We start from the raw sequence: 21,947 nt of genomic DNA, 5'->3' as shown, positions 1-21,947 counted from the left end.
GGCCATGATCTCTATTCCGCTTCGGCCTGATCGACTATTCGGGTCGACGCCGATCGCGGCACCACCACCACCGGAACCGGTGAGTACCGCACGATCTTCGCCGCCCGACTGCCGAGGAAGACCCGCGCCAGTGGACCTGCCTTGCTCGAGCCGACAGTCAGAACGTCACCTCGGTCCCACTCGACACCCTCGAGCGCCTCGGCCCAGTTACGACCATGGCTGATAACCGATTCCATGACGTCGGGTATTTCGGGCAGTGCACGCACGCGCTCGAAGGCAGCGTTGGTCTCGCGCTCGACCACCTCGGCCCACTCAGAGATGATCGGTGAATCCCCCTCGGTCCCGAGCGTGGTCGTGTACTGCGCGTTTGCGCGAACTGCAAACGCCGCCAGTCTGAGTCCGGCATCGACACGCGCAGCCACGGTCGCGGCGGCGAGCACCAGATCGTCTTGATCGGGTGTGCCCGAGTATGCGGCGGTGACGCGGCGAACCACCTCACCGGGCTTGGTTCGAAATCCCCTCGGCGCCAGGGCGACCGGAACGTCGGAGCTGTGCAGCAAGCGGGAGGTGACACTGCCGAGAGCCACGTGACCGAACACCCCGGCTGTGGACGAATCCAGGACGATCATCTTGGCTTCGTGCTCGTGAACAAGATCGAGCAGGCCACTCGACGTCGACTGAGCCTCATGCACGACATAGGTCACATCGACGTCGGAGGGCATGTCGGCCCGCGCTTTCGCCAGCGCCGCTTCGGCTTCGGCTCGCAATTGCTGGTGGTATTCGGCGTCGACACGCGCCATTCCGGGCGGTGGCGGCGAGGGAATCACCGCGCAGATCACCAGCGGTTCACCGGACGAGCGCGCCAACAGCGTTGCAAGATGGACGGTTCCGGAACTGTCACCGTCGGGTGCGTATCCCGCGAGCAGCGTCATGACTCGGACTCCGAGCCCAATTCGGCGCGGTTCTTCGCACCGAGGCGCGAGTGCTTCATACCGTAGGCGAAGTACCAGATGATCGCGACGGTCACCCAGACGAGGAACACGTAGATCGTGACGGTTCGGAGGTCCTTGATGATCCACAGACAGCCCAGGATCGAGAGGATCGGCGTCACCGGATAGCCGGGAACTTTGAAGCTGCGCGGCAGGTCCGGGTCACTGCGCCGCAGGATGATGACCCCGATCGAGACCACAAGGAAGGCCACCAGGGTTCCGATGCTGGTCATTTCGGCGAGGAAGTTGATCGGAATGAAACCGGCCAGAATGCTGATGACGACACAGACGATGATGGTGTTGGGCACCGGCGTCAGAGTCCGCGGGTTCACCTTGTGGAAGATCGACGGAATCATGCCGTCGCGTGACATCGCGAATAAAATACGGGTCTGACCGTAGATGACCACGAGCGTGACGCTGCAGATCGAGATCACCGCACCGGCGGCCAGAAGCGTTCCCGGCCAGGTAGATCCGGTTACCTGTTCGAGGATCGCGGACAGTCCGGCTTCCTGACCTTCGAACGATGCGGAATCCTGTGCACCGATCGCGACGGCGACAACGGCGATGTAGATCGCGGTGACGGACACGAGCGCAATGAGGATCGCGAGAGGGAGATTGCGACGAGGGTTCTTCACTTCTTCGCCGGCGGTGGACACGGCGTCGAGGCCGATGTACGAGAAGAAGATGATTCCGGCGGCGGACATGACGCCACTGAATCCGAACGGTGCGAAGTCGGCGAAGTGATTGCTGTTCCATCCGGCGATGCCGACCACGATGAAGAGCAGCAGAATTGCGAGTTTGATCGAGACCATGATGGCGTTGGCCTTGGCCGATTCACTGGCGCCGCGGATGAGCAGAACACCGCACAGGCACACCAGGATCACTGCGGGCAGATTGATGATGCCGCCCTGCTCCGGCGCTTGTGACAACGCGTCGGGGATCTGGAACCCGAAGAGGTTGCCCAGTAGCTGGTTCAAATATTGCGACCATCCGACGGACACCGCCGCGGCCGAGACTCCGTACTCGAGAAGCAGACACGCGCCGACGGCCATTGCCGGAAGCTCTCCGAGCGTCGCGTAAGCGTAGGAATACGACGAGCCCGACGCCGGGACAGCTCCGGCCAACTCCGCGTAACAAATCGCTGTGAGTCCCGCGACGACACCGGCAACAACGAAGGAGATGATGACTGCCGGACCCGCAACCGGGACTGCCTGCGAGAGGACGAAGAAAATACCGGTGCCGATCGTGGCGCCGATGCCGAACATGGACAACTGCGCCAAACCGATACTGCGGGTCAGCTCACCGCCGTTGGTATCTGCGCCGGTCTCCTGGTCTATCTGCAAAGCCGGCTTGCGCCGAAGTACGTGTTTGACGAGAGTAGCCATCGACGCTCCTCTAGAGTGCCTGGTAGGAAACTGTTGTATCCTCATACTGCACGTAAGTGTCCTGCGACACAACAGTCGGAGCAAAGTTGCCCAGCTCACGCCAACCGTCCGGTCTGGAATGCCCGGATCGTGAACCGCCTTCGGAGAAAACGGGGAGATCATGACCGGACCGACCATCACCGTCGACCTGCGTCGTATCGAACAGAATGCGCGCGTCCTCGTCGAAGCGTCCAATGCCAAGGGTATTGCGGTGGCGGGCGTCAGCAAATCTACATGTGGCTCCCCCAAGGTGGCGCGAGCAATGGTCCGCGGCGGCGTCGCACAGATCGCCGACTCCCGCCTGGACAACCTGGCCCGCATCCGCCGCGACGGCATCACCGTTCCCCTGATGCTGATCCGCGCACCGTCGTTGAACGAGATCGACGACACGATCCGCTACGCGGACATCAGCCTCAACTCGGAGTTGACGACGATTGTTGCTCTGGGCAGAGCAGCACGAACGCGAGGAGTCGTCCACGACATCGTGCTGATGATCGACCTCGGAGATCTCCGCGAAGGAATCCTGCCGGCGGAGGCGTTGGACGTAGTCGCTGAAATCCTTCCCATCGAGGGCATCAGACTGATCGGAATCGGCGCGAACCTCGCGTGCGTCGGTGGCATCCAGCCGACCGTCGACAACCTGTCGAATCTGGTCTACCTAGCCGACGAAATCACGAAGCGGTTCTCGATCGAACTGCCGATCGTTTCCGGCGGCAATACGTTCTCGCTGCCACTACTCGAGACGGGCACGATGCCCGAGGGGATCAACCATCTGCGTTTGGGCGCCAGCATTGTTCTGGCCGAATCACCTACTCCCCCCGGACTGTACGAACTGCTGAACAGTGATGCTTTCACCCTCACCGCGGACATCATCGAGGCCAAGGTCAAGCCGTCGCGGCCGTATGGAGTCTCAGGGGAAGACGCATTCGGCCGACGCCCCGTCTTCGACAACGAGGACAAGCCGAGCCGACGCTTGATCTTGTCCATCGGCCGCGAGGACATCTCGCCGGAAGGCTTGACCCCGATCGATCCGCGATTGAAGGTGATCAGTGCCAGCAGCGATCACCTCCTCGTCGACGCCGGAGAAACAGGTGACGAATACCGACTGGGTGGCACCGTCGACTTCACGATCGATTACGGCGCGCTCTTGATGGCGATGACATCGCCCTACGTCGAAAAGCGCTACGTCCTGGGCACCGAACCGATCGATGCCAATGCGACCGTCGAATTGATCGATCTCGAAACTACCGGGCTGGCAAGCCATCTCCTCGATCACGGTCTACGCGAGGACATGTCCGGAATCGGTTTCAACTGCATTCAAGCCGAGAACGCCGCCGCGGATCTCACAACGCTGCCGCTGTGGCTCACTACCGAGGCCTGGCAGAACACCAGAATTCCGATTGCCACCGAACCCGGAACCGATTTGGGTGCAATCATTTTCGCCTCCCACGGCGATATCGAACAACTGCTGTCGTCGGCGGCGGATCTGCACGGCCCCAGTTTGGAGAACACCGTCTTGGTGGGCGTCAAGAACGCCACGGTCGATCACAAGCGCGCACTCGACGAGTACGGGGTATTGCTGGTGACGATCGACGAGATCGATCGCCATGGCATGGCGGCCTTGATGCCTCGCGTTCTCGCCGCGGCGGGACAGGGTGTGAACGGCGTCCACGTCCACTTCGACATGGACATCATCGACGGGCGTGTTCTCGGCGTCGACGACACGACACATCTGGGCGGCCTCACATTCCGAGAAGCGCACCTCGCCGCCGAATTCATCAGCGAGACCGGCCTGACGAGATCGATTTCGATCGGCAGCGTTGCGGGAGCGGATTCCGATCCTCTCGGCCGTCAGGCGACCTTCGTCGACGGACTGGTTGCATCGCTGCTCGGGCGCAAGGTGGTCAAAGCCTGACGTTGTCGGCAGCCCTTGCGAGAATCGTTCGATGATCACGCGGAGCTCCGGTCAGCACGTATTCATCGCACTCGGCACGCCGTGGCTCGATGCCGTGGTCGCGTTTCTCGAACCCCGTGCCCGTGTCGATCCCTGGATCATGCGCGGAAAGATGGCCATCGGCGACCTGTTGATCACTGTTCTCGACACCACTCCTCGCACGCTGCTCTGCATCGAGACCGTGGCTGCGCCGTTCGACGGCACGTCGCCGATTGAAGTCGATGAACGCCCGTACGAACTCCACGGTTTGCCCACCGTTCCCGAACTCGAACAACGATGGTCCATCACGTTTCCCACGGACCCGGGGCCGGTCGACGACGCACTGGCCGACCGGATTCTCACGGCCGGCCAGTCACACTATGCGCACTACTTCGGCGACATCGACACGCTGGATCCGACGTCCACAGCTGCCCACGCCCGAATGTTGATGAACGAGCGGGGAAACTGCACAGGTTGCCGCTCACCGCTGCCGTTGCGAATGTTCAACAGCGGCGATCGCCTTCACTTTCATTCCGCATCACGGATCTTCAGGCAGGCTGAACCTGGTGACGACTACCCCGCCGTCCTGTGCCGCAAGTGCACCGGAAGGATGGCCACGTCTGGGCACACCAACTTCATCAACTACATGCTGGCGAAAAATCCACCGTGCCCACACTGCGGTGCACACAGAACCGCTCAGTGTTCCCCGGGGATGCCGGTCCATCCGTTCGATCACCTACCGTGGCTCGCCGGAACAGGCTGCGTCGTGGGACCGGACACCCCGGAATGGACGTGCCGAGCGTGCAGTCACTCATGGGGACAGATGTTCCCGCCGGATCACCCGCACCTCGACTGATCAATTCGCGGCAAAGCCGGGAAGCCGGTCGATGTCTGCAATGATCGAGAACTCGGATGCATCGCCCTTGATGATGCGGCTCTGCTCACCGTGGACGTCGACGGGAACGTCACCGGCCAACGTCACGCGATGCACGCTGCGCGCCTGTGTCCCGTAATCGGAAATCCCGTAGTGCTGGGTTGCCTGGTTGTCCCAGATCGCCAGATCACCGGGAGCCCATGACCACCGAACGGTGTTTTCCAACTTGATGATTCGTGCCTGCAGAAGCTGGTAGAGAGCAACCGACTCCGACGGCTTCAGTCCGACGAACTCCTTGACGAAGTGACCGAGAAGCAGAGTCTTCTCCCCTGTCGCAGGATGGACCCGAACCACCGGATGCTCCGTCTCGTAGATTTCGCGGGTGAATTCGGAGTAGTTCGTCACGCGCTGAGCGTCGCCTTGCTTCACCTTGTCGATAATCTCGGCGTAGTCGTATGCATTGGTGTGGACAGCGCGCAGATTCTCGACCAATACCTTGAGCGAATGCGGCAGTTGGTTGTACGCAGCCGTGGTAGACGCCCACGTGGTGGCTCCGCCGTACTCGGGAATTGTGGTCGCGCGCAGGATCGATGCCTTCGGGATGCGATCGATGAAAGTGACGTCGGTGTGCCAGCTGCTGGCAGCGCCGTCGAGCACCAACAGCTTGTTGTCCTTGGACTTGAGAGTGGGATGCGTGGTGGTCTGGCTGCCGAGGGTTCCGGCGAATTCGTACTGCGACGTGTCGTCGAGATGCTGCTGCCCACGGAAGAACACAACCTTGTGCGCTGCCAGCGCATAGTTGATCGCGTAGGCGGTCTCTTCGGACAGATCCCCCGAGAGGTGTACGCCGTCGATGCGGGCGCCGATCAGCTCACCGACCTTGTGGACAGTGATTCCGCCGGCAGCGTAGATCTGCTCCGGGGTCTGGGTGACACGTTCGAGTTCGGTGACGGACATGGCGATCTCCTGTGAGTCGGTCAAGCCTACGGGCGCGGCAGTCGTCATGGCGCTGCCTACTGTGAACACTCAATCATTTACGCTGCGGGCTCGAATACGGTTGAACTCGAGGTGATCTCAAAGTTCGCCGCTCCCTCGCCGGAGAATATTGCCGCTCACTGGGACGAGGCCGTCGTCGTTGTCGTCATGAGCTGTAGCGTGCGATCTGCCGCACCCACGTCTACGGAGGACAGCATGCAACCCGAGGGCCCTGCCGAACAGATTCGTTCAACGCTCGCTCGCATCGCGCATCTTGCCGATACCGGCTCGGTCGAGGATTACGTGGAGCAGTTCACCCGCGAGGCCGAATGGAACATGCCGGCCAACCCCGATCGCGGTATCCCCGCACAGGTACGACGTGGCCGCGAAGAAATTGCTGCTGGAGTAGTCGAGCGTCGAGCCGCCGGCATACAAGGCCCGGGCACATTCACACGCCACGTCACCACGGCGATCGCCGTGGACGTGACCTCGGAAACGACAGCCCGCGCGGATGCGGTGTGGACGTTCTACGTCGACACAGCCACGTCGCCCGAACTCAGCGGCGTCGGGAGCTACGCGGACGAGTTCGAACTCGAAGACGGGCGGTGGCGACTGTCGCGACGAGTGATCTCGCGCGGCTGACGGTCAGTCTTCTTCGCCGGTGATCGCCTCACACCAGTCTTCGACCTGATCGATCCCCTCTTCCGTCCATTCCGGGCTCATGTCTTCGAGTGCATCGAAGACAACCTCGCAGGTCAGCATCTCCGGTGAACCCTCCGACCCCGCTGCCTCGGTTCGCTCCGCAGACGCTGTCGCAACTGGGCCGGCGGCCAGCGCAACCGCCATCGCGCCTGTTCCGACCATCGCTTTCACACGCATCGGTTCTCCTCCTTCACTCTCGCTTCGGTCCTCGGGGTACCCGACTCGCCCCGCGCTACCCATCCCCGTCACTCATGTCCGACTTTCGGCGCCGACGGCATAGACTGAGCTCGTCGCCACCACGCTCTCGCAGCGTCGGGGGCGACAGATACACAGCTGGATCAGAATCGGAAGGCATCCCATTACAGAATCTCCCGCTCCGCACGACATCTACTTCGTACCTCCGGAGCAGGACAGCCCCAATCCTGTGGAGCCGGCGTCGGCCGCGTCACGCGCACGGATGGGCGAGCTACCCGAGACCGTCCGATTCAAGAATCGTTTTGCCCTCGCGATCACGACCACCACGCCGCTCGAAGCGATGGTCGAAGATCTCCTCTTCATCCGCGACATCCTCGACGCCGCAGGAATCGAGTATCTACTCGTCCGCGGAAACGACGAGCGCCCCGTGATCGCGGTGAGCTGGACCGAGCGCAAAAACCTGCGGCAGGCACTTGTCGAGGGATGCGCAAACGCACCCTTCTATTCCAAAACCGTCGACGCGAAGAAGAGCCCCGCGCTCCTTGTCGCGGACGGTGCCCTGTCGAAAACCAACAAGTCACGGATCTTCCGCTTGTTCCGTCCGCGGGTTCACGTCGCAAGCGGCATGAACTACGGCGCGAACATCGGCGTTCAAATCGAATTGTGGTCGATTTCCGACGAAGAAATCGTCCTACCCGTCGAGAACTCACTGACACGACGAACCGTCCTCCCCGAAGAAGCTGTCCGAGGAACCGTCGAGCGATTCGGCCGGATCTGGCCGACTATCGAGAACATGTTCGCCGATCATGCCTCCGATATCAGCTTCGATATCGATCTGGTCTTTTCCTGGGTCGACGGCTCTTCCAAGGAGTTTCAGGCTCAGCGCGCCAAGCGCATGCAGAACTACATCGTCGGAGAGGGCGACGAATCAGAAGCGCGCTTCCGTCAGATCGACGAGCTCAAATACGCGCTTCGATCCATCCACATGTACGCGCCGTGGATCCGGCGGATCTTCGTCGCAACCGATTCCGATCGTCCGGACTGGCTTGCCGACGATCCGCGAGTCACGTTCATGCCCAGCGAAAAATTCTTCGCCGATCCAAGTGTGTTGCCTACCCATAATTCTCAAGCTGTCGAGTGCCAGCTGCACCATATTCCGGGTCTGGCAGAGCATTTCCTCTACTCCAATGACGACATGTTCTTCGGTCGCCCCGTTGGCCCGGACATGTTCTTCTCCCCCGGTGGGATCAGCATGTTCATCGAGGCCGACACCAGAATCGGATTGGGACACAACGACAACGACCGCAGCGGGTTCGAGAATGCGGCTCGCGTCAACCGCCGGCTACTCCAGGACCGCTTCGGTCTGATGACCACCAGGCATCTGGAGCACGCAGCGACGCCACTACGCAAGAGCGTGATGGCCGAGATGGAACGCGAGTTCGCCGAAGACTTCGCGGCCACTGCAGCAAGCACCTTCCGCGCGAGTTCCAATATCTCGGTGACCAATTCGCTGTACCACTACTACACGCTCATGAGTGGACGGTCGGTGGTGCAGAAGTCCGCAGCCGTCAAATACGTCGACACGACGGTCAAGGCCGGTTTGCGCGACATGGACTCACTGCTCGCCAAGCGCTCCATGGACTTCTTCTGCCTCAACGACGGCAGCGCTCCGGAGATCGATCTGGAACTTCGCACACGCAAGATCACGGAGTTCCTGGAGAGCTACTACCCCATCCCGGCGCCCTGGGAAGCCTAGACGAAACAAGGGCCCAGCCGATTTCGGCTGGGCCCTTGCTACTTCGGTCGATCAGCGTGCTGTCGCGCGCTCCCGCTGCACCGGGATGGGCAGTCCGAGATTGTCACGCAACGTCGTTCCTTCGTAGTCACTGCGGAGGACACCTCGATCCTGCAGCAGCGGCACCACGTCGTCGACGAACTCGTCGAGGCCGGTCGGCACAAGGTGCGATCCGAGGATGAACCCATCCGAACCGTCGTTGCTGACAAACGAATCTATTTTCTCGGCAACCTGCTGCGGTGTACCGACGATCGGTCCACGCTCGAACTGATCGATCACCACTTCGCGCAGATTCAACTTCTTGCTCTCGGCTACCGCGCGAAGTTTTGCGACGGTCGCGAAACGATCTTGGTGAATGAAGGCGCGGCCCTGGATGATCGGCGGAGCTTCGGGATCCGGAGCGATGTCGGGTAGTGGTCCTTCGGGGTCGTACTTCGACAGATCGAGATTCCAGATCTGTTCGAGCAGAACCAAAGCGGTCTGGCCGGTGACCTGCTGGTCGCGAATCTCTCGGTATTTCTCGATCGCATCTGCCTCCGAGGTGCCGAGAACAAAACTCGCCGACGGCAGGATCTTGATGTCACCCGGGTCACGTCCGGCCGCAACGGCACGTGCTTTGATATCGCGATAGAAATCGGCCGCCTCGGGCAACTGACCGTACGGTGAGAAGATCGCGTCGGCATTGCCGGCAGCAAAATCGCGCCCCTGCGGCGACACCCCGGCCTGCAGAATAACCGGGCGCCCTTGCGGGCTACGCGGCACTGTGAATCGGCCGTTCACGTCGAAATGCGATCCATGAAAAGCGAATTCACCGGCATCCGGTCCCGCGAGAAAGCGCCCTGATGCCTTGTCGGCCACGATGTCGTCGCTTCGCCACGAATCCCACAGTTCACGCACCAGCGCTACGGTCTCCTCCGCACGCTCGTATCGTTGCGCGCGGTCGAGGTATCCGCCGCGGCGAAAGTTCTGGCCGGTGAATGCGTCGAACGAGGTGACGACGTTCCAGGCGGCACGTCCTCCGGACAACTGATCGAGCGTCGCGAATTGGCGGGCCAGTTCGTACGGCTCGTTGAACGTGGCATTGATAGTGCCGGCCAATCCGAGGTGTTCGGTTACCGCCGCCAACGATGCAAGGACCGTGAAGGTGTCCGGCCTACCGATGATGTCCTGATCGAAAATCTGTCCTGCACGCTCACGAAGGGCAAGGCCTTCGGCGAGGAAGAAGAAGTCGAACTTCCCACGCTCGGCGGTTCGAGCGGTGTGTTCGAAGGAATCGAACTCGATCTGGCTGCCCGCCTGCGGATCCCACCATGCAGTGTGATGGTTGACGCCGCCGAGGTAGGCACCCAGGATGACCTGCTTACGCTTCTGAGAACTCATGAAAATGTATTCCTCGTCTGTCAGGCGGCCGGAGTACCGGCGGCGTAGCGGTTGGGAACGTCGATGGGTAGGCCAAGCAGTCCGCGAAGATTCGTCTGCGGATACTCGGTGCGGAATACGCTGCGTCGCTGCAATTCAGGTACCAGCTCACCTGCGATCGCGTCGAGGTCGTCCACGACGACGCCCGGCCGCAACCGGAAGCCGTCGATTCCCAACTGCTGCCACCGGAGCAGAAGATCTGCCAACTCAGCCGCGGTGCCGGTGAAGGTCAGCGCGTCCGAACGGTATTCGGCGCCGGCCTGCGCGGCGAGGCGAGCGAGCCGTTCCTTTCCGGTTTCTTCCGGAGCATCGAAGAAGACGACGATGTCGGTGAAGACCCGAAGAAGTTCGCCGGTGCGCTGCACGTGTTCTTCGGCTGCTCGCACTTCACCCAGAATTGCCGTGACCTGCTCGTCGTCGAACGGCGTCACGAACACCAGATCGGCCGTCCGCGCCGCCAGCTCGTACGCGACCCGCTGATGAGCCAATGCGGTGACGACGGGATGCCCCTGCGGCGGGCGCGGAGTCACCGACGGACCACGGACCGAGAGGTACTTTCCCTCGAAGTCGATGTAGTGCAGCTTGTCCCGGTCGATGAATCGGCGCTGCTCCACATCACGGATCTCGGCGTCGTCCTCCCAACTGTCCCAAAGTCTCCGGACGACGTCGGCTGCCTCCGCAGCTTCGTCGAACAGCGCGCGCACGAAGTCCGGGAGGACGCCTGAAACGATCAACTGACGGTCGGCATCGGTGAGCGCTGGGATGTCGCGACGCCCGAACTGTGCTGCCTCGGATTCCGACGCCGACACCTTCACCTGCCACCCGGCGCGACCGCGCGAGGTGTAGTCCAGCGTGGCAACGGCTTTGGACACGTGGAACGGTTCGGTGTGAATGGTGGTGATGGTCGGGATCAACCCGATGTTGCTCGTGATCGGTGCCAGTCGGGCGGCCACGAGATGTGCGTCGAGCCGAGCGCGCACCCGGTCAACCGCGTCGTCGACAGGCTCGAGTGGGTTGGCCGGCACCGAGAGACTGTCCTCGATGGTGACGAAATCGAGCAGACCACGCTCGGCGATCGTCACCACGTCAGTCCAATACGACGCGCTGAACAGCTCACTCGGGCGCGAGTGCGGCTCTCGCCAGGCCGCTGGGTGCCAACCGGCACCGTCCAGCGCTACGGCGAGATGCAACGGAGCAAGATGAGAAGAAGGGGTGGAGGTCATCGGCGCATACTCCTGTTCGAGAACTACTCGGGAGCGCACAGTGCCGACCGCAGAAACCGTCAGCACCCGACTGACGGTTCTCGTGGCGACTGCCGCTTGCGACACGCACCACGCGTATCGCCAGGTGTGATTCCGGGGTACCCCATCGGCATGAAGGGTTGCCGTCCAGCTAGCCGGTCCTTGTTGCTGGAGCTCTGCACCTACCTCGACGGTAGTGAGTACGCGACAGCCCGGCAATCGCCCAGAACTGCGCCGGAGTGCCGGAAACCGCCTGCCACCTCAGATGATCGAGCGTGCCGCCTTTTCGCTCTCGAGGATTCGAATACCGGCAGCGCTGAGCCTCCGGGCTCCCTCGGCCGCGTCGACAGGCTCACCGACCGTCACGTGCGCGCCGAGTGGAACGACCGAATGAACAATTGTCTCGTCGTACACGTGCACCAGGTTGCACCCCTGAGCCCCGTCGCGACCACGCTGCCCACCGACTTCCACGTTCAAGTCCTGGGTGTAACACGTCGACGACGCCACGGAAACCGGAATGCCGGCGAACGTCGCCGTCGTCGAATAGTGCAGATGCCCAGCAAGAATCGCCCGGACGTCGCTGCCACGCAAGACGTCTGCCAACCGGGACTGATCGCGCAACTCCACCAGAACCGCGAGATCCTGAATGCACGGAACCGGCGGATGATGCAGCGCCAGAATTGTTCCGTCGGGCGCGGGCACCGCCAATTCTGCGCGTAGCCAATCCAATTGACGATCCGAGATCTCACCGTAGTGATGACCGGGAACCGACGAATCCAGGGTGATCACCCGCAGTCCGTCAAGGTCGTAGACGTTGTCGACGGGATGATCGGTGGCGTCCTCGCCCAACAGCAGAGATCTGAAAGTAGAGCGGTCGTCGTGGTTGCCCATCGCCCAGATGACCTGCGCATCGATCTCGGCCGCCACGGGTTCCACGATGGCTTTCAATTCCGCGTATGCGTCGGGGTGTCCCTGGTCGGTCAGGTCGCCGGTGAATATCAGTGCATCCGGGCGTGCGCCCGAGGCCACGATCCCGCTGAGCACTTCCCGCAATCTCGTCGACGCATCCACGGCGTCGTACAACTCCCCCTGAGCCACCAGATGCGTGTCACTGAGGTGCACCAGGAAATGCTTCGGACGCGGGTACTCGGCATTCCGAACGCTCATCGGTCTCTCGCTTCCGCTTGCCGACGCTTAGGCGCCGGTGCGGCACCTACTGATCGTCGAGACTAGTCAACCGACCAACAGTGACTGATCGGGGCACGCCCGACGAACACGAAGCGAACTCCCGCGGCGACCCTCGGGATCGAGTAGTTGAAGCTGCGAGTAGTGTGTGGACAGTGTTGTTCCTGACCAGTCGGCGTTACGTCGACCTTCGCCTGCAGGCGAGCGCAATGTGTACGCGCTCGCTCTGACCTGACGCGTACCAGGAAACATTTCTTCGAATCTGCCCGGCCTCTGGTGCCGCGCTGCGTTTCGCTCCCTTGATTTTCGAAAGGCATAGTCATGCCCAGCTCCACCTCCACCGGCGTGCCGGAAAAGTCCACGTCCCGTTTTCCGTCCTGGGCGACGGCATTCGGACCGCAGATCGTCGCCGGTCTCGTACTCGGTGTCATCATCGGTCTCGTCGCCCGGGCAATGCCTGATGCGGCCGACGGCAATGTCAACTGGTTGGTCGGCACCGTGCAGACCATCGGTTCGAGTTACGTCAAGCTGCTCACCGTTGCGGTGATCCCGCTGGTGTTCACCGCCATTGTCAGCTCCATCGCCAATCTGCGCCAGGTCGCCAACGCCGCTCGTCTGGCCGTGCAGACCTTGCTCTGGTTCGCGATCACCGCTTTCATCGCTGTGATCATCGGCATCATCGTCGGCCTGATCACCGATCCCGGTTCACGGACCGACGTCGCCGCCGAAGCCGCGAAGGAACCCAAGAGTTCCGGCTCGTGGTGGGCGTTCATCACCGGACTGGTTCCGAACAACTTCCTGGGGTTGGGTGCAAAGACTTCCGTCGCCGAAGGCGTGGCGACTACATCGCTGAGCTTCAACGTCCTGCAACTGCTCGTCATCGCCGGCGCAATCGGCATTGCTGCACTCAAGATCGGTCCCAAGGCTGCTCCGTTCCTCGAGTTCAACGCATCGCTTCTCGCGATCGTTCAGAAGGTCCTGTGGTGGATCATCCGACTCGCCCCGATCGGCACCGCTGCGCTGATCGCCAACGCTGTCGCCACCTACGGCTGGGATGCAATCGGCTCGCTGGGCGTCTTCACCGCCGCCATCTACATCGGTCTGGCCATTGTCTTCTTCGTGGTCTACCCCATCCTGATTGCCGCACACGGTCTCTCGGTTCGAAGCTTCTTCTCCGGTGTCTGGCCCGCAACTCAGCTCGGGTTCGTCTCGCGCTCGTCGATCGGCACCCTGCCGCTGACCGAACGCGTCACCGAACGCAACCTCGGTGTTCCGCGTGAGTACGCCTCGTTCGCCGTTCCGCTCGGTGCCACCACGAAGATGGACGGTTGCGCCGCAATCTATCCCGCGATCGCGGCAATCTTCGTCGCCGGCTTCTACGACGTTCCGCTGACCTTCACCGATTACCTGCTGATCGTCGTCGTTTCGGTCATCGGCTCGGCAGCAACGGCCGGAACTACGGGTGCGACAGTCATGCTCACACTCACACTCTCCACCCTGGGTCTTCCCTTGGCCGGCGTCGGACTGCTCCTCGCAGTCGAACCGATCGTCGACATGGGCCGCACCGCAGTCAACGTCACTGGCCAGGCACTGGTCCCGGTCATCGTCGCAAAGCGTGAGGGAATCCTCGACAAGGAGCGCTTCGACGCTCCCCGCAACGGTGATCCCTTCGCCGAGGAACTTGTCGACGCGTAATCCTCGATGACAACAGCAGCTTCCCCGCACCTGAGCAATACGGTGCGGGGACGCTGCTTTTCACCCCAGATTTCACCCTTACCGAAATAAACCATTTGGTCGTTATGACCAGTATGCTCAGCCGGCACAGCCCTCAGAAGTGGAAGGGCTGCCCAGTTGAACACGAGGTCACATGAAGCTCCGCCGTCTGGCATTCAGCGTCGCAGGTTGCGCCGCAATCACTCTGGTTGCCGCGCCCGCCGCTCAGGCATCCACGGTTTTCGATTTCCTACCGATCGAGATCGCACGCATGATTCCGACTGGCTCTGCCGACGCAGTCCAGCCGTTCCTTCCCCCGGTCTTCGCACCGCCGGCGCCGCCCGCTCCGCAAGCGCCCCAGAACCAGCCGGCGCCGCAGAACACTCCCGCACCGGCGCGGTATTACCAGAACTGCACAGCCGTGCGTAACGCCGGCGCAGCTCCGTTGTACCGGGGCCAGAACGGATACGCCCCGCATCTCGACCGCGACAACGACGGCATCGCCTGCGAGTGATCCAACGCTCGGGTTGTGGTGCATCCACAACCCGAGCACTGTTGTCGAACCGTCAGACGCCCAATGCCCGGGACAGAGTCGGCCACGCCTTCGGCAGTCGTTCACGCCAATACGCCCACGCGTGCGTGCCGTTCGGCTCGTAATCCACCTGCGCCGGAATCTTCAGCTCCTGCAACCGAGCGTCGAACATCTTGGTGCAGGCGTGGGCGGCAACCTCGATGCCGCCGCCGATCACCAGACGCTCGAGCAGTTCAGGAGTCTGCAGCGTCTCGTCAGATCCGGGACGACCGTTTGCCGTCGACACGTAGATTTCCTTGCCACGCAACTTCTCTGCGTTGATCAACGAATCGTGTGCCTCCCACTCCGGTCCCCCTGGCACACCCCAGATGTTGGCCGGATCTCCGCTTCGAGAAGAAATCGTGGCCTGGACGGCAGTTCGGCCGAGCGGATCCATCGTGGAATAACAGCCGCTGAACACGGCAACGCCGCGATACATGTCCGGAAAGCGTTGGGCGAGCATCATTGCACCCATCGCGCCCATGGAATTGCCGGCAATCGCGTTGATTCCGTTGGTCTCGAGTCGCGCGTCGATCAGCGGTGGCAACTCCTCGGTGATGAAGGTTTCCCACTTGTGCAGTCCCAGCCGCGGATCCGGATTCTCCCAGTCCGAGTACAGGCTCGCGATTCCGCCATTGAGCATCACGACGTTGACGTTCTTGTCGGCGAAGAACGCCGGGGCGCCGCCGATCGTCATCCATCCGCTGCTTTTCTCTCCGGCGTCGACACCCTCGAGCATGTACAGCGCTGGGCGCGGAACCGAATTGTCAGCGGGTAGCAAAATCTCGACGCCGACCTCGCGTCGAAGTGCGGGCGACGCCACCGTCAGCCTGATCGCCTGTGGTGCGGTCACCTTCTCGCCGACGATGGCCGGGACGACGATGTCGTCGCGCAGGTCCGGTTTGGGGCCCGGATCCTCCTGAAGTGGTCCCGGGATCGTCGACCCCGAGCTCACGCTTCCCTCGACGCTGCCCAGACTTCCCGAGCTTCCCGAACTACCTGAGCTTCCGGAACTCGGCGCTGCCGTCGACAGTCCGCCCAATTGCAAAGAAAGTGCACAGACGGCCAAACACACCGCACCTGTGCGCGCAGATCGAATCCACGCACGCCGCTCAGTCCTCATGAAACTCCCAAACCAGTCAAAGATGTTTCCGTGAACATACCGTGCAGTTCGGACTTTCTTGGACAAACGACCACGACAAGATCTGTCGGTCGCCGCTACTAGGCTGGCCCCCGTGCAACCGGATTCAGTCAGGTCCCTCGACCTCGACCGAATTCGCGCTGTCGTGGGCACAACCACCTACGAACGTGGACTTGTCTACCTGCGGCAGAATGCAGTCGAATCCATCGGATGGAACGACACCGCTGACACCTTGACCGGCGCTGTATCGGGAACTGCGCGAGAGCCGTACACCTGCACGATTTCGGTAAGTCGCAGCGCGGCCGGTACAGCAACGTTCACGCGTGGCCTCTGCACGTGTCCCGTGCGGATGAACTGCAAGCACGTAGTCGCGTTGGTGCTCGCAGCGGTTGCCGAGGCGAACAAGACTCCACAACACCTCGGATGGGACAGCGCGCTCGAGGAGTTGCTCCGACCAGACCCGGCCGGCCGTACTACACGTGGACTTGGCATTCAATTCACCACCCGAACCAAGGGCACATCGACACGGCTCATCATCAAACCCGTACAACCAGGAGCGAGAGGGTGGATCTCCGGCGGGCTCGCCTGGAACAAACTCGGAAGCACTTTTCAGTTCCCCGCAGATCACCTCCGGGTTCTACGCGACATACATCTCCTCCACAGCGCCGGCAACTACTACCGAAATCAAAATGCCGCGGAAATCGATCTTGCCGGGTTCGCGAGCCCGCAACTCTGGTCGCTTCTTCGTGAGGCCATCAGCGTCGGCGTTTCACTCGTTCACTCGAAGGCCGACCTCGGCAACATCTCCCTACTCGACGATGCCAGCATCTGCCTCGACGTCCACGGAGCGGAAGACAACAACCTCCGTCTCACTCCCCGAATTCAGACCGATGGGCACATCATCACCCATTCCGACTGGGGACTTGTCGGCACGCCGGCACATGGCGTCTTCGCGCTCGACGCCGCCAACGCGATCACTCTCGCACCACTGCACACGCCGATAACTCACCAATTGAGGCAGTTGATCGACTCCGGAAAATCGGTCGACATACCCGCCGAGCATCGGGATGCATTCACGTCGCGGTTCGTGTTCAAACTCGGAAACCTCGCTCCCGTCATATCTTCCGACGGTGCTTACAACCCACCGACTGTGTCCGGTCCTCGGCTACAACTGATGGCCACTTACGCGGACAACCACCGCATCGACATCGAATCGGCATGGAAGTACACCGTCGATGCCGACGAACTGATCATTTCTACCGCAGACACAACCACCGACGAGTCCGAGATCCGCAACCACGTTGCCGAAGATGCCATTGCCAAGAGCCTCGGCGCGGCCGCGGCGAAGGCCACTCTCGCGGGAACTTTGACCGGCCTCGATTCCATGCAGTTCACACTCGACCTCCTGCCCCAACTCGAAGCGCACGACGCCATCGACCTCACGGTTGCAGGAACCCCCGCCGACTACCGGCCTGCAGACGACGCTGTCGTGATCGGCCTCAGCACATCAGCCCCCGACGGGGACAGCGGATCCGACTGGTTCGACCTCGATGTCACCGTCGATGTTGCGGGACAAAGCGTTCCGTTCACAACACTGTTCTCTGCTCTGAGCAAGGGCGAGACTCACATACTGCTACCGGACGGCGCCTTCTTTCGACTCGACGCACCTGAACTACTCGGCCTGCACCGTCTCATCACCGAAGCGCGGTCGCTACTCGATCGGCCTACCGGCAAACTCGGGATCAGCAAATTTCAGGCCGGACTGTGGGAAGAATTGACGGCGCTCGGAAGGGTCGAACATCAAGCAGCAGCTTGGAAGAAGCAGATCGCAGGATTGCTCGGCAGTTCGGGCATCGATCCCGTCGAAGTCCCGGACACGTTGACGGCAACGCTACGTCCCTATCAGGTCGACGGATTCCGTTGGCTCAATTTCCTCCGACTGCACAACTTGGGCGGCATACTCGCCGACGACATGGGCCTGGGCAAGACCCTGCAGACCCTCGCAATGATCTGCGCTGCACGGCAATCGAATCCAGCCGCGCCTCCCTTTCTGATCGTCGCACCCACCAGCGTGGTCTCCAACTGGAAGTCCGAGGTGGCGAAGTTCGCACCGACCCTCCACACCGCTGTCATCACGGACACGCTGCGCCGCAGAAAAACCGATCTGGCCGCACTCGTCGACGGGGCGGACATCGTCGTGACGTCGTACGCCCTCTTCCGCCTCGACACCGATGCATATTCCGCGGGCCGCTGGTCCGGACTGGTACTCGACGAAGCCCAATTCGCAAAGAACCACAAGTCCAAGGTCCACCAGTGTGCGACGGCAGTGAACGCACCCTTCAAACTCGCGATCACCGGTACACCCATGGAAAACAATCTCATGGAGTTGTGGTCGCTCCTCGCAATCACTGCACCAGGACTGTTTCCCAGCCCCACCACCTTCACCGACGTCTACCGCACTCCCATCGAAAAAGACGGTGATGCAGAACGATTGGCGCAACTGCGACGACGCGTCAAACCGCTGATGGTGCGGCGCACCAAGGAACAGGTGGCCGCAGACTTGCCGCCCAAGCAGGAGCAGGTACTCGAGATCGAGTTGCATCCGAGCCATCGCGCGATCTACGACACCCACCTGCAACGCGAACGGCAGAAGATTCTCGGACTGCTCGACGACGTCGACAAGAACCGGTTCACGATCCTGCAATCGCTGACGCTGCTACGCCAACTCAGTCTCGACGTCTCGCTGGTCGACGAGGAAAGCGGACCCGTCCCATCGGCCAAGGTCGACGCTCTCGTCGAGCAACTGGACGACGTCATTGCGGGCGGACACCGTGCGTTGATCTTCAGCCAATTCACCGGGTTCCTCGGTTCTGTCCGCAACCGACTCGACGCGGAAAAGATTACGTACAGCTATCTCGACGGCTCGACGCGCAATCGAGGTGAAGTGTTGGAGGAGTTCAAGTCTGGTGCAGTCCCCGTCTTCCTGATCAGCCTCAAGGCTGGTGGCTTCGGCCTCAATCTCACCGAGGCCGACTACTGCTTCATTCTCGACCCCTGGTGGAACCCGGCCGCCGAGGCACAAGCGGTCGACCGTACTCACCGCATCGGGCAGACACGAAACGTCATGGTCTACCGCCTCATTGCCAAAGACACCATCGAAGAGAAGGTCATGGCGCTCAAAGCCAAGAAGTCGGCATTGTTCTCGAATGTCATGGACGCCGAAGGCACACTGGGCACCGGACTCGACGCCGAGGATCTTCGCGCGCTGTTCGAGTGAGGTGCCTATTCGGTCGAACCGCACCTACCCGCTCACGGTAATGTGAGTCGCGAACGGACAACACAGAACTCCCGAACGAAGAAATCCACTTCGTTCGAACGAGAGGAACCTGAATGGGCGTCACACTTGCCAAGGGCGGCAACGTATCTCTGTCGAAGGCCGCACCCAATCTGACCAAGGTCGCAGTCGGTCTCGGCTGGGATGCACGCAGCACCAGTGGTGCCGACTTCGACCTCGACGCCAGCGCGTTGGTCACCGGCCCGGAACGCAAGGTCCTTTCCGACCTTCACTTCGTCTTCTACAACAACCTTCGCTCGCCCGACGGATCCATTGAGCACACCGGCGACAACCTCACCGGTGAAGGTGACGGCGACGACGAGGTCATCAACGTCGACCTCCCGGCTGTACCGCCCAACGTCACCAACATCTTCTTCCCCGTCTCGATTCACGACGCCGATGCGCGACTCCAGTCCTTCGGACAGGTCACCAACGCCTACATCCGCGTCGTAGATCTGTCGAACGGCTCCGAACTGGCACGCTACGACCTCTCCGAAGATGCATCCACCGAGACAGCCATGCTTTTCGGTGAGCTCTACCGCCACAATGGCGAATGGAAGTTCCGTGCAGTCGGACAGGGATACGCATCGGGACTGGCCGGAATCGCCCGCGACTACGGCGTGAACATCTGATCTCTATCGGTACACGAAACGGGGTTCGATTCGGCATTGCCGGATCGAACCCCGTTTCGGTTGTCTGCGTCGACGCGCGAGTTAACGCCGCAGGATCGCCCTCGCGAGGTGAACAGCCCAGGGCGAGTCCGCTTTGCTGCCGAACTTCCCCAGCTCGTACCCCGTAGCGCCGATCAATCCGAGCACCTCTACGGTGCTCCCGGACGTGTCACGTCTGGAAGTCTGAGCTCCAGCCATCAGGATGCTCGACGACCGAATCGACTCCAGCGCTCCCGCGACGAAACGATGACGATCCGCCGGCGACATGCCGGCGGCTACGGCAAGGAGGACAAGGAGTTCCACCGCTCTCTGCGAGCCGCCGGGCGCAACCGGAACTCCCTCGACGATCACCGACCACGTCATTGACGCGTCCCGCTCTGCCGACTGTCCCCGCTTCGTCAGAACAATCTGCCCTTTGTGCTTTCGCACCAGGCCGAACTTCTTGAGCACTGCGAAGAGTGATCGCCCTTGGGGAAGGTTTACAGGTCCCAGTTCAGGTTCGTCGAGCATCGCGTCGACCGTCGTGAAGAAATCATCGGCACCGATCCCTTCGACACCGATCAGAGCCAGAACCGCTTGAATGCGTTGGCCCGCCTCGACGTGGACCAACTCCCCGATTGCCGACTGATCGTCAATGCCTGCTCGGGCGAGGACCGCATGCAGTTCCGGGACTCGCGAGGGTCCCAGGCATTCGACGAGCTTCGCAATGTCGTACGACGCAGCGATCTCGTCCGGTCTAGGACTATGCAGTCGATTATTGACCTCAGCGATCTCGAATCGTGTCGGCTCGAATTCAGTTTGCGGCCATTCGAGGGTCCATTCATGGGAGCGCAGCTTCTCCGAAGCGAGAACACCGAGGAGTTGCTCGTACTCGTCAGGTCCGACACATTCCTCCGGCGGACAAGCACCGCGACCCGCGGCACACACAACTTGGAACCCGTCGGGCAGTACTTCGGAAGATTCAAGTGTCAGCGTGTGGCGCCAGTTCCCGAAGCGTCCATAGCGATAACTGATTTCATCGCCAGGCGAGACCATGACCTCGTCCAGGCGTACCGCGGACTCTACGATCGCGGCTCGGCCGGCGCGACGCTGCTCTGCGTTGCTCCCGGAAGCTACGTACTCTTCGACCTCGCCGGGAAATCGGCTGCCGGACTTGGACCACGCGTGCGATTGACGGTCACTCCACCCCATTGCCCGTTGAACCACCGAATGCAGGTCATCCAGATTCAGATCCGACGCGACGAGGATTCGTCGCCAGATCTGAGTGGAAACATTGTCGACACTGATACGTATCGCGTATTGCGCCGGTACCGCGCGTCTCTTCGAACGCAACGATCGCGCAATCTGAATGCCCCCACGCCCTCCGCCAGCTTCTAGTACAAACCTTTGCAGTTCTTCAGGTTCCGTCGGAACGAGTCGCAAATGCGACACCCTCGAGCTGCTCAACCCCACCATGAGACTCAGCCTAGGCCAAAGTGCTAGGGACGAAGGCACAAAATCGGAGAGTACTTCGGACTTATGAGACGGTTCACAATCTATACCTTGGCTAACAAGTCGCTACGTGCGTCGGCGGCGGCATCTTCCTCGCCCAATTCCTGCCCTGATGGTGAACGGCACGTTCGGTCGATCTGAGGCGACGAAAGTGCCGTTCACTCGATGCGGGGATGCCAGCGGGGATGCTCCCCCTTCGATCGTGTGAACGGTGCGTTCGGTCGATCTGGGGCGACGAACGTACCGTTCACTCGATCAGAGGGTGCCGGCGGGGGTACTTTCGGGTGTTGGTGG

At 61.5% G+C, this 21,947-nt stretch carries 17 protein-coding genes and 1 riboswitch; of the genes, 8 read left to right on the top strand and 9 right to left on the bottom strand.

The features are described 5' to 3' along the window. Positions 1-11: 11 nt before the first annotated feature. Both ACN50D_RS27570 and ACN50D_RS27565 read right to left on the bottom strand, forming a co-directional pair. Positions 12-932, bottom strand: a complete 921-nt coding sequence (locus tag ACN50D_RS27570; RefSeq protein WP_003940649.1) for a universal stress protein — start codon at positions 930-932, stop codon at positions 12-14. After that, positions 929-2,374, bottom strand: coding sequence for an amino acid permease (locus ACN50D_RS27565; RefSeq protein WP_046378864.1), 1,446 nt, complete (start codon positions 2,372-2,374; stop codon positions 929-931). The genes ACN50D_RS27570 and ACN50D_RS27565 overlap by 4 nt, the downstream gene beginning before the upstream one ends. Before the next feature lie 160 nt (positions 2,375-2,534). On the opposite strand from ACN50D_RS27565, the gene ACN50D_RS27560 reads away from it, so the two are divergent. Together ACN50D_RS27560 and ACN50D_RS27555 are read left to right on the top strand one after the other, a co-directional pair. Next, positions 2,535-4,328, top strand: a complete 1,794-nt coding sequence (locus ACN50D_RS27560) for an alanine racemase (RefSeq protein WP_212634081.1) — start codon at positions 2,535-2,537, stop codon at positions 4,326-4,328. 31 nt (positions 4,329-4,359) lie between these two features. Beyond that, on the top strand, positions 4,360-5,202 hold the full coding sequence (locus tag ACN50D_RS27555) for a hypothetical protein (RefSeq protein WP_162114803.1): 843 nt from the start codon (positions 4,360-4,362) through the stop codon (positions 5,200-5,202). On the opposite strand, the gene ACN50D_RS27550 is transcribed toward ACN50D_RS27555, so the two are convergent. Then, complete coding sequence (locus ACN50D_RS27550; protein WP_212634080.1) at positions 5,203-6,177, bottom strand: TauD/TfdA dioxygenase family protein; 975 nt, start codon at positions 6,175-6,177, stop codon at positions 5,203-5,205. 111 nt (positions 6,178-6,288) lie between these two features. On the opposite strand from ACN50D_RS27550, the gene ACN50D_RS27545 reads away from it, so the two are divergent. Next, positions 6,289-6,837, top strand: coding sequence for a nuclear transport factor 2 family protein (locus tag ACN50D_RS27545; protein ID WP_230358892.1), 549 nt, complete (start codon positions 6,289-6,291; stop codon positions 6,835-6,837). A 3-nt stretch (positions 6,838-6,840) separates the two neighbouring features. Here ACN50D_RS27545 and ACN50D_RS27540 read toward each other — a convergent pair whose 3' ends face one another. Beyond that, positions 6,841-7,074, bottom strand: coding sequence for a hypothetical protein (locus tag ACN50D_RS27540; protein WP_007729258.1), 234 nt, complete (start codon positions 7,072-7,074; stop codon positions 6,841-6,843). 280 nt (positions 7,075-7,354) lie between these two features. Between ACN50D_RS27540 and ACN50D_RS27535 the strand changes: the two genes are divergently transcribed. Next, positions 7,355-8,848: a stealth family protein gene (locus ACN50D_RS27535; RefSeq protein ID WP_020970156.1), complete on the top strand. Its 1,494-nt coding sequence runs from the start codon at positions 7,355-7,357 to the stop codon at positions 8,846-8,848. A gap of 51 nt (positions 8,849-8,899) precedes the next feature. On the opposite strand, the gene ACN50D_RS27530 is transcribed toward ACN50D_RS27535, so the two are convergent. The 3 genes from ACN50D_RS27530 to ACN50D_RS27520 form a co-directional block, all read right to left on the bottom strand. Next, positions 8,900-10,267 carry an NtaA/DmoA family FMN-dependent monooxygenase gene (locus ACN50D_RS27530; protein WP_212634079.1) on the bottom strand — a complete coding sequence of 456 codons (1,368 nt, stop codon included), beginning with the start codon at positions 10,265-10,267 and terminating at the stop codon, positions 8,900-8,902. Positions 10,268-10,287: 20 nt separating this feature from the next. Next, positions 10,288-11,634: an LLM class flavin-dependent oxidoreductase gene (locus ACN50D_RS27525; protein WP_212634078.1), complete on the bottom strand. Its 1,347-nt coding sequence runs from the start codon at positions 11,632-11,634 to the stop codon at positions 10,288-10,290. Continuing rightward, positions 11,617-11,730, bottom strand: a riboswitch (SAM riboswitch). Its footprint overlaps the gene before it by 18 nt. Positions 11,731-11,808: 78 nt before the next feature. Then, entirely contained in the window at positions 11,809-12,714 is a 906-nt protein-coding gene (locus ACN50D_RS27520; RefSeq protein ID WP_081558138.1) for a phosphodiesterase, read from the bottom strand. Positions 12,715-13,053: 339 nt separating this feature from the next. Here ACN50D_RS27520 and ACN50D_RS27515 point away from each other — a divergent pair, with 339 nt between their 5' ends. Both ACN50D_RS27515 and ACN50D_RS27510 read left to right on the top strand, forming a co-directional pair. After that, positions 13,054-14,427: a dicarboxylate/amino acid:cation symporter gene (locus tag ACN50D_RS27515; protein WP_003940669.1), complete on the top strand. Its 1,374-nt coding sequence runs from the start codon at positions 13,054-13,056 to the stop codon at positions 14,425-14,427. A gap of 172 nt (positions 14,428-14,599) precedes the next feature. Next, on the top strand, positions 14,600-14,959 hold the full coding sequence (locus tag ACN50D_RS27510) for an excalibur calcium-binding domain-containing protein (protein ID WP_003940648.1): 360 nt from the start codon (positions 14,600-14,602) through the stop codon (positions 14,957-14,959). Between the two features lie 52 nt (positions 14,960-15,011). Here the strand turns inward: ACN50D_RS27510 and ACN50D_RS27505 are convergent, their stop codons facing one another. Continuing rightward, positions 15,012-16,139 carry an alpha/beta hydrolase gene (locus ACN50D_RS27505; protein WP_031333643.1) on the bottom strand — a complete coding sequence of 376 codons (1,128 nt, stop codon included), beginning with the start codon at positions 16,137-16,139 and terminating at the stop codon, positions 15,012-15,014. Positions 16,140-16,251: 112 nt separating this feature from the next. Here ACN50D_RS27505 and ACN50D_RS27500 point away from each other — a divergent pair, with 112 nt between their 5' ends. Both ACN50D_RS27500 and ACN50D_RS27495 read left to right on the top strand, forming a co-directional pair. Further along, entirely contained in the window at positions 16,252-19,434 is a 3,183-nt protein-coding gene (locus ACN50D_RS27500; protein WP_212634077.1) for a DEAD/DEAH box helicase, read from the top strand. A gap of 113 nt (positions 19,435-19,547) precedes the next feature. Beyond that, positions 19,548-20,123 carry a TerD family protein gene (locus ACN50D_RS27495; protein WP_003940660.1) on the top strand — a complete coding sequence of 192 codons (576 nt, stop codon included), beginning with the start codon at positions 19,548-19,550 and terminating at the stop codon, positions 20,121-20,123. Between the two features lie 81 nt (positions 20,124-20,204). Here the strand turns inward: ACN50D_RS27495 and ACN50D_RS27490 are convergent, their stop codons facing one another. Beyond that, positions 20,205-21,494 (bottom strand): plasmid pRiA4b ORF-3 family protein, encoded by a 1,290-nt coding sequence (locus ACN50D_RS27490; RefSeq protein ID WP_249343285.1) that lies wholly within the window; start codon positions 21,492-21,494, stop codon positions 20,205-20,207. Positions 21,495-21,947 lie beyond the last annotated feature (453 nt).

Origin of the sequence: Rhodococcus sp. SB1D, from assembly GCF_048573875.1 — a bacterium.
Taxonomy (GTDB): Bacteria; Actinomycetota; Actinomycetes; order Mycobacteriales; family Mycobacteriaceae; genus Rhodococcus_F; species Rhodococcus_F qingshengii.
Note: the sequence above shows the minus strand (reverse complement) of the source record. Positions and strands in the feature narration are given on the sequence as shown.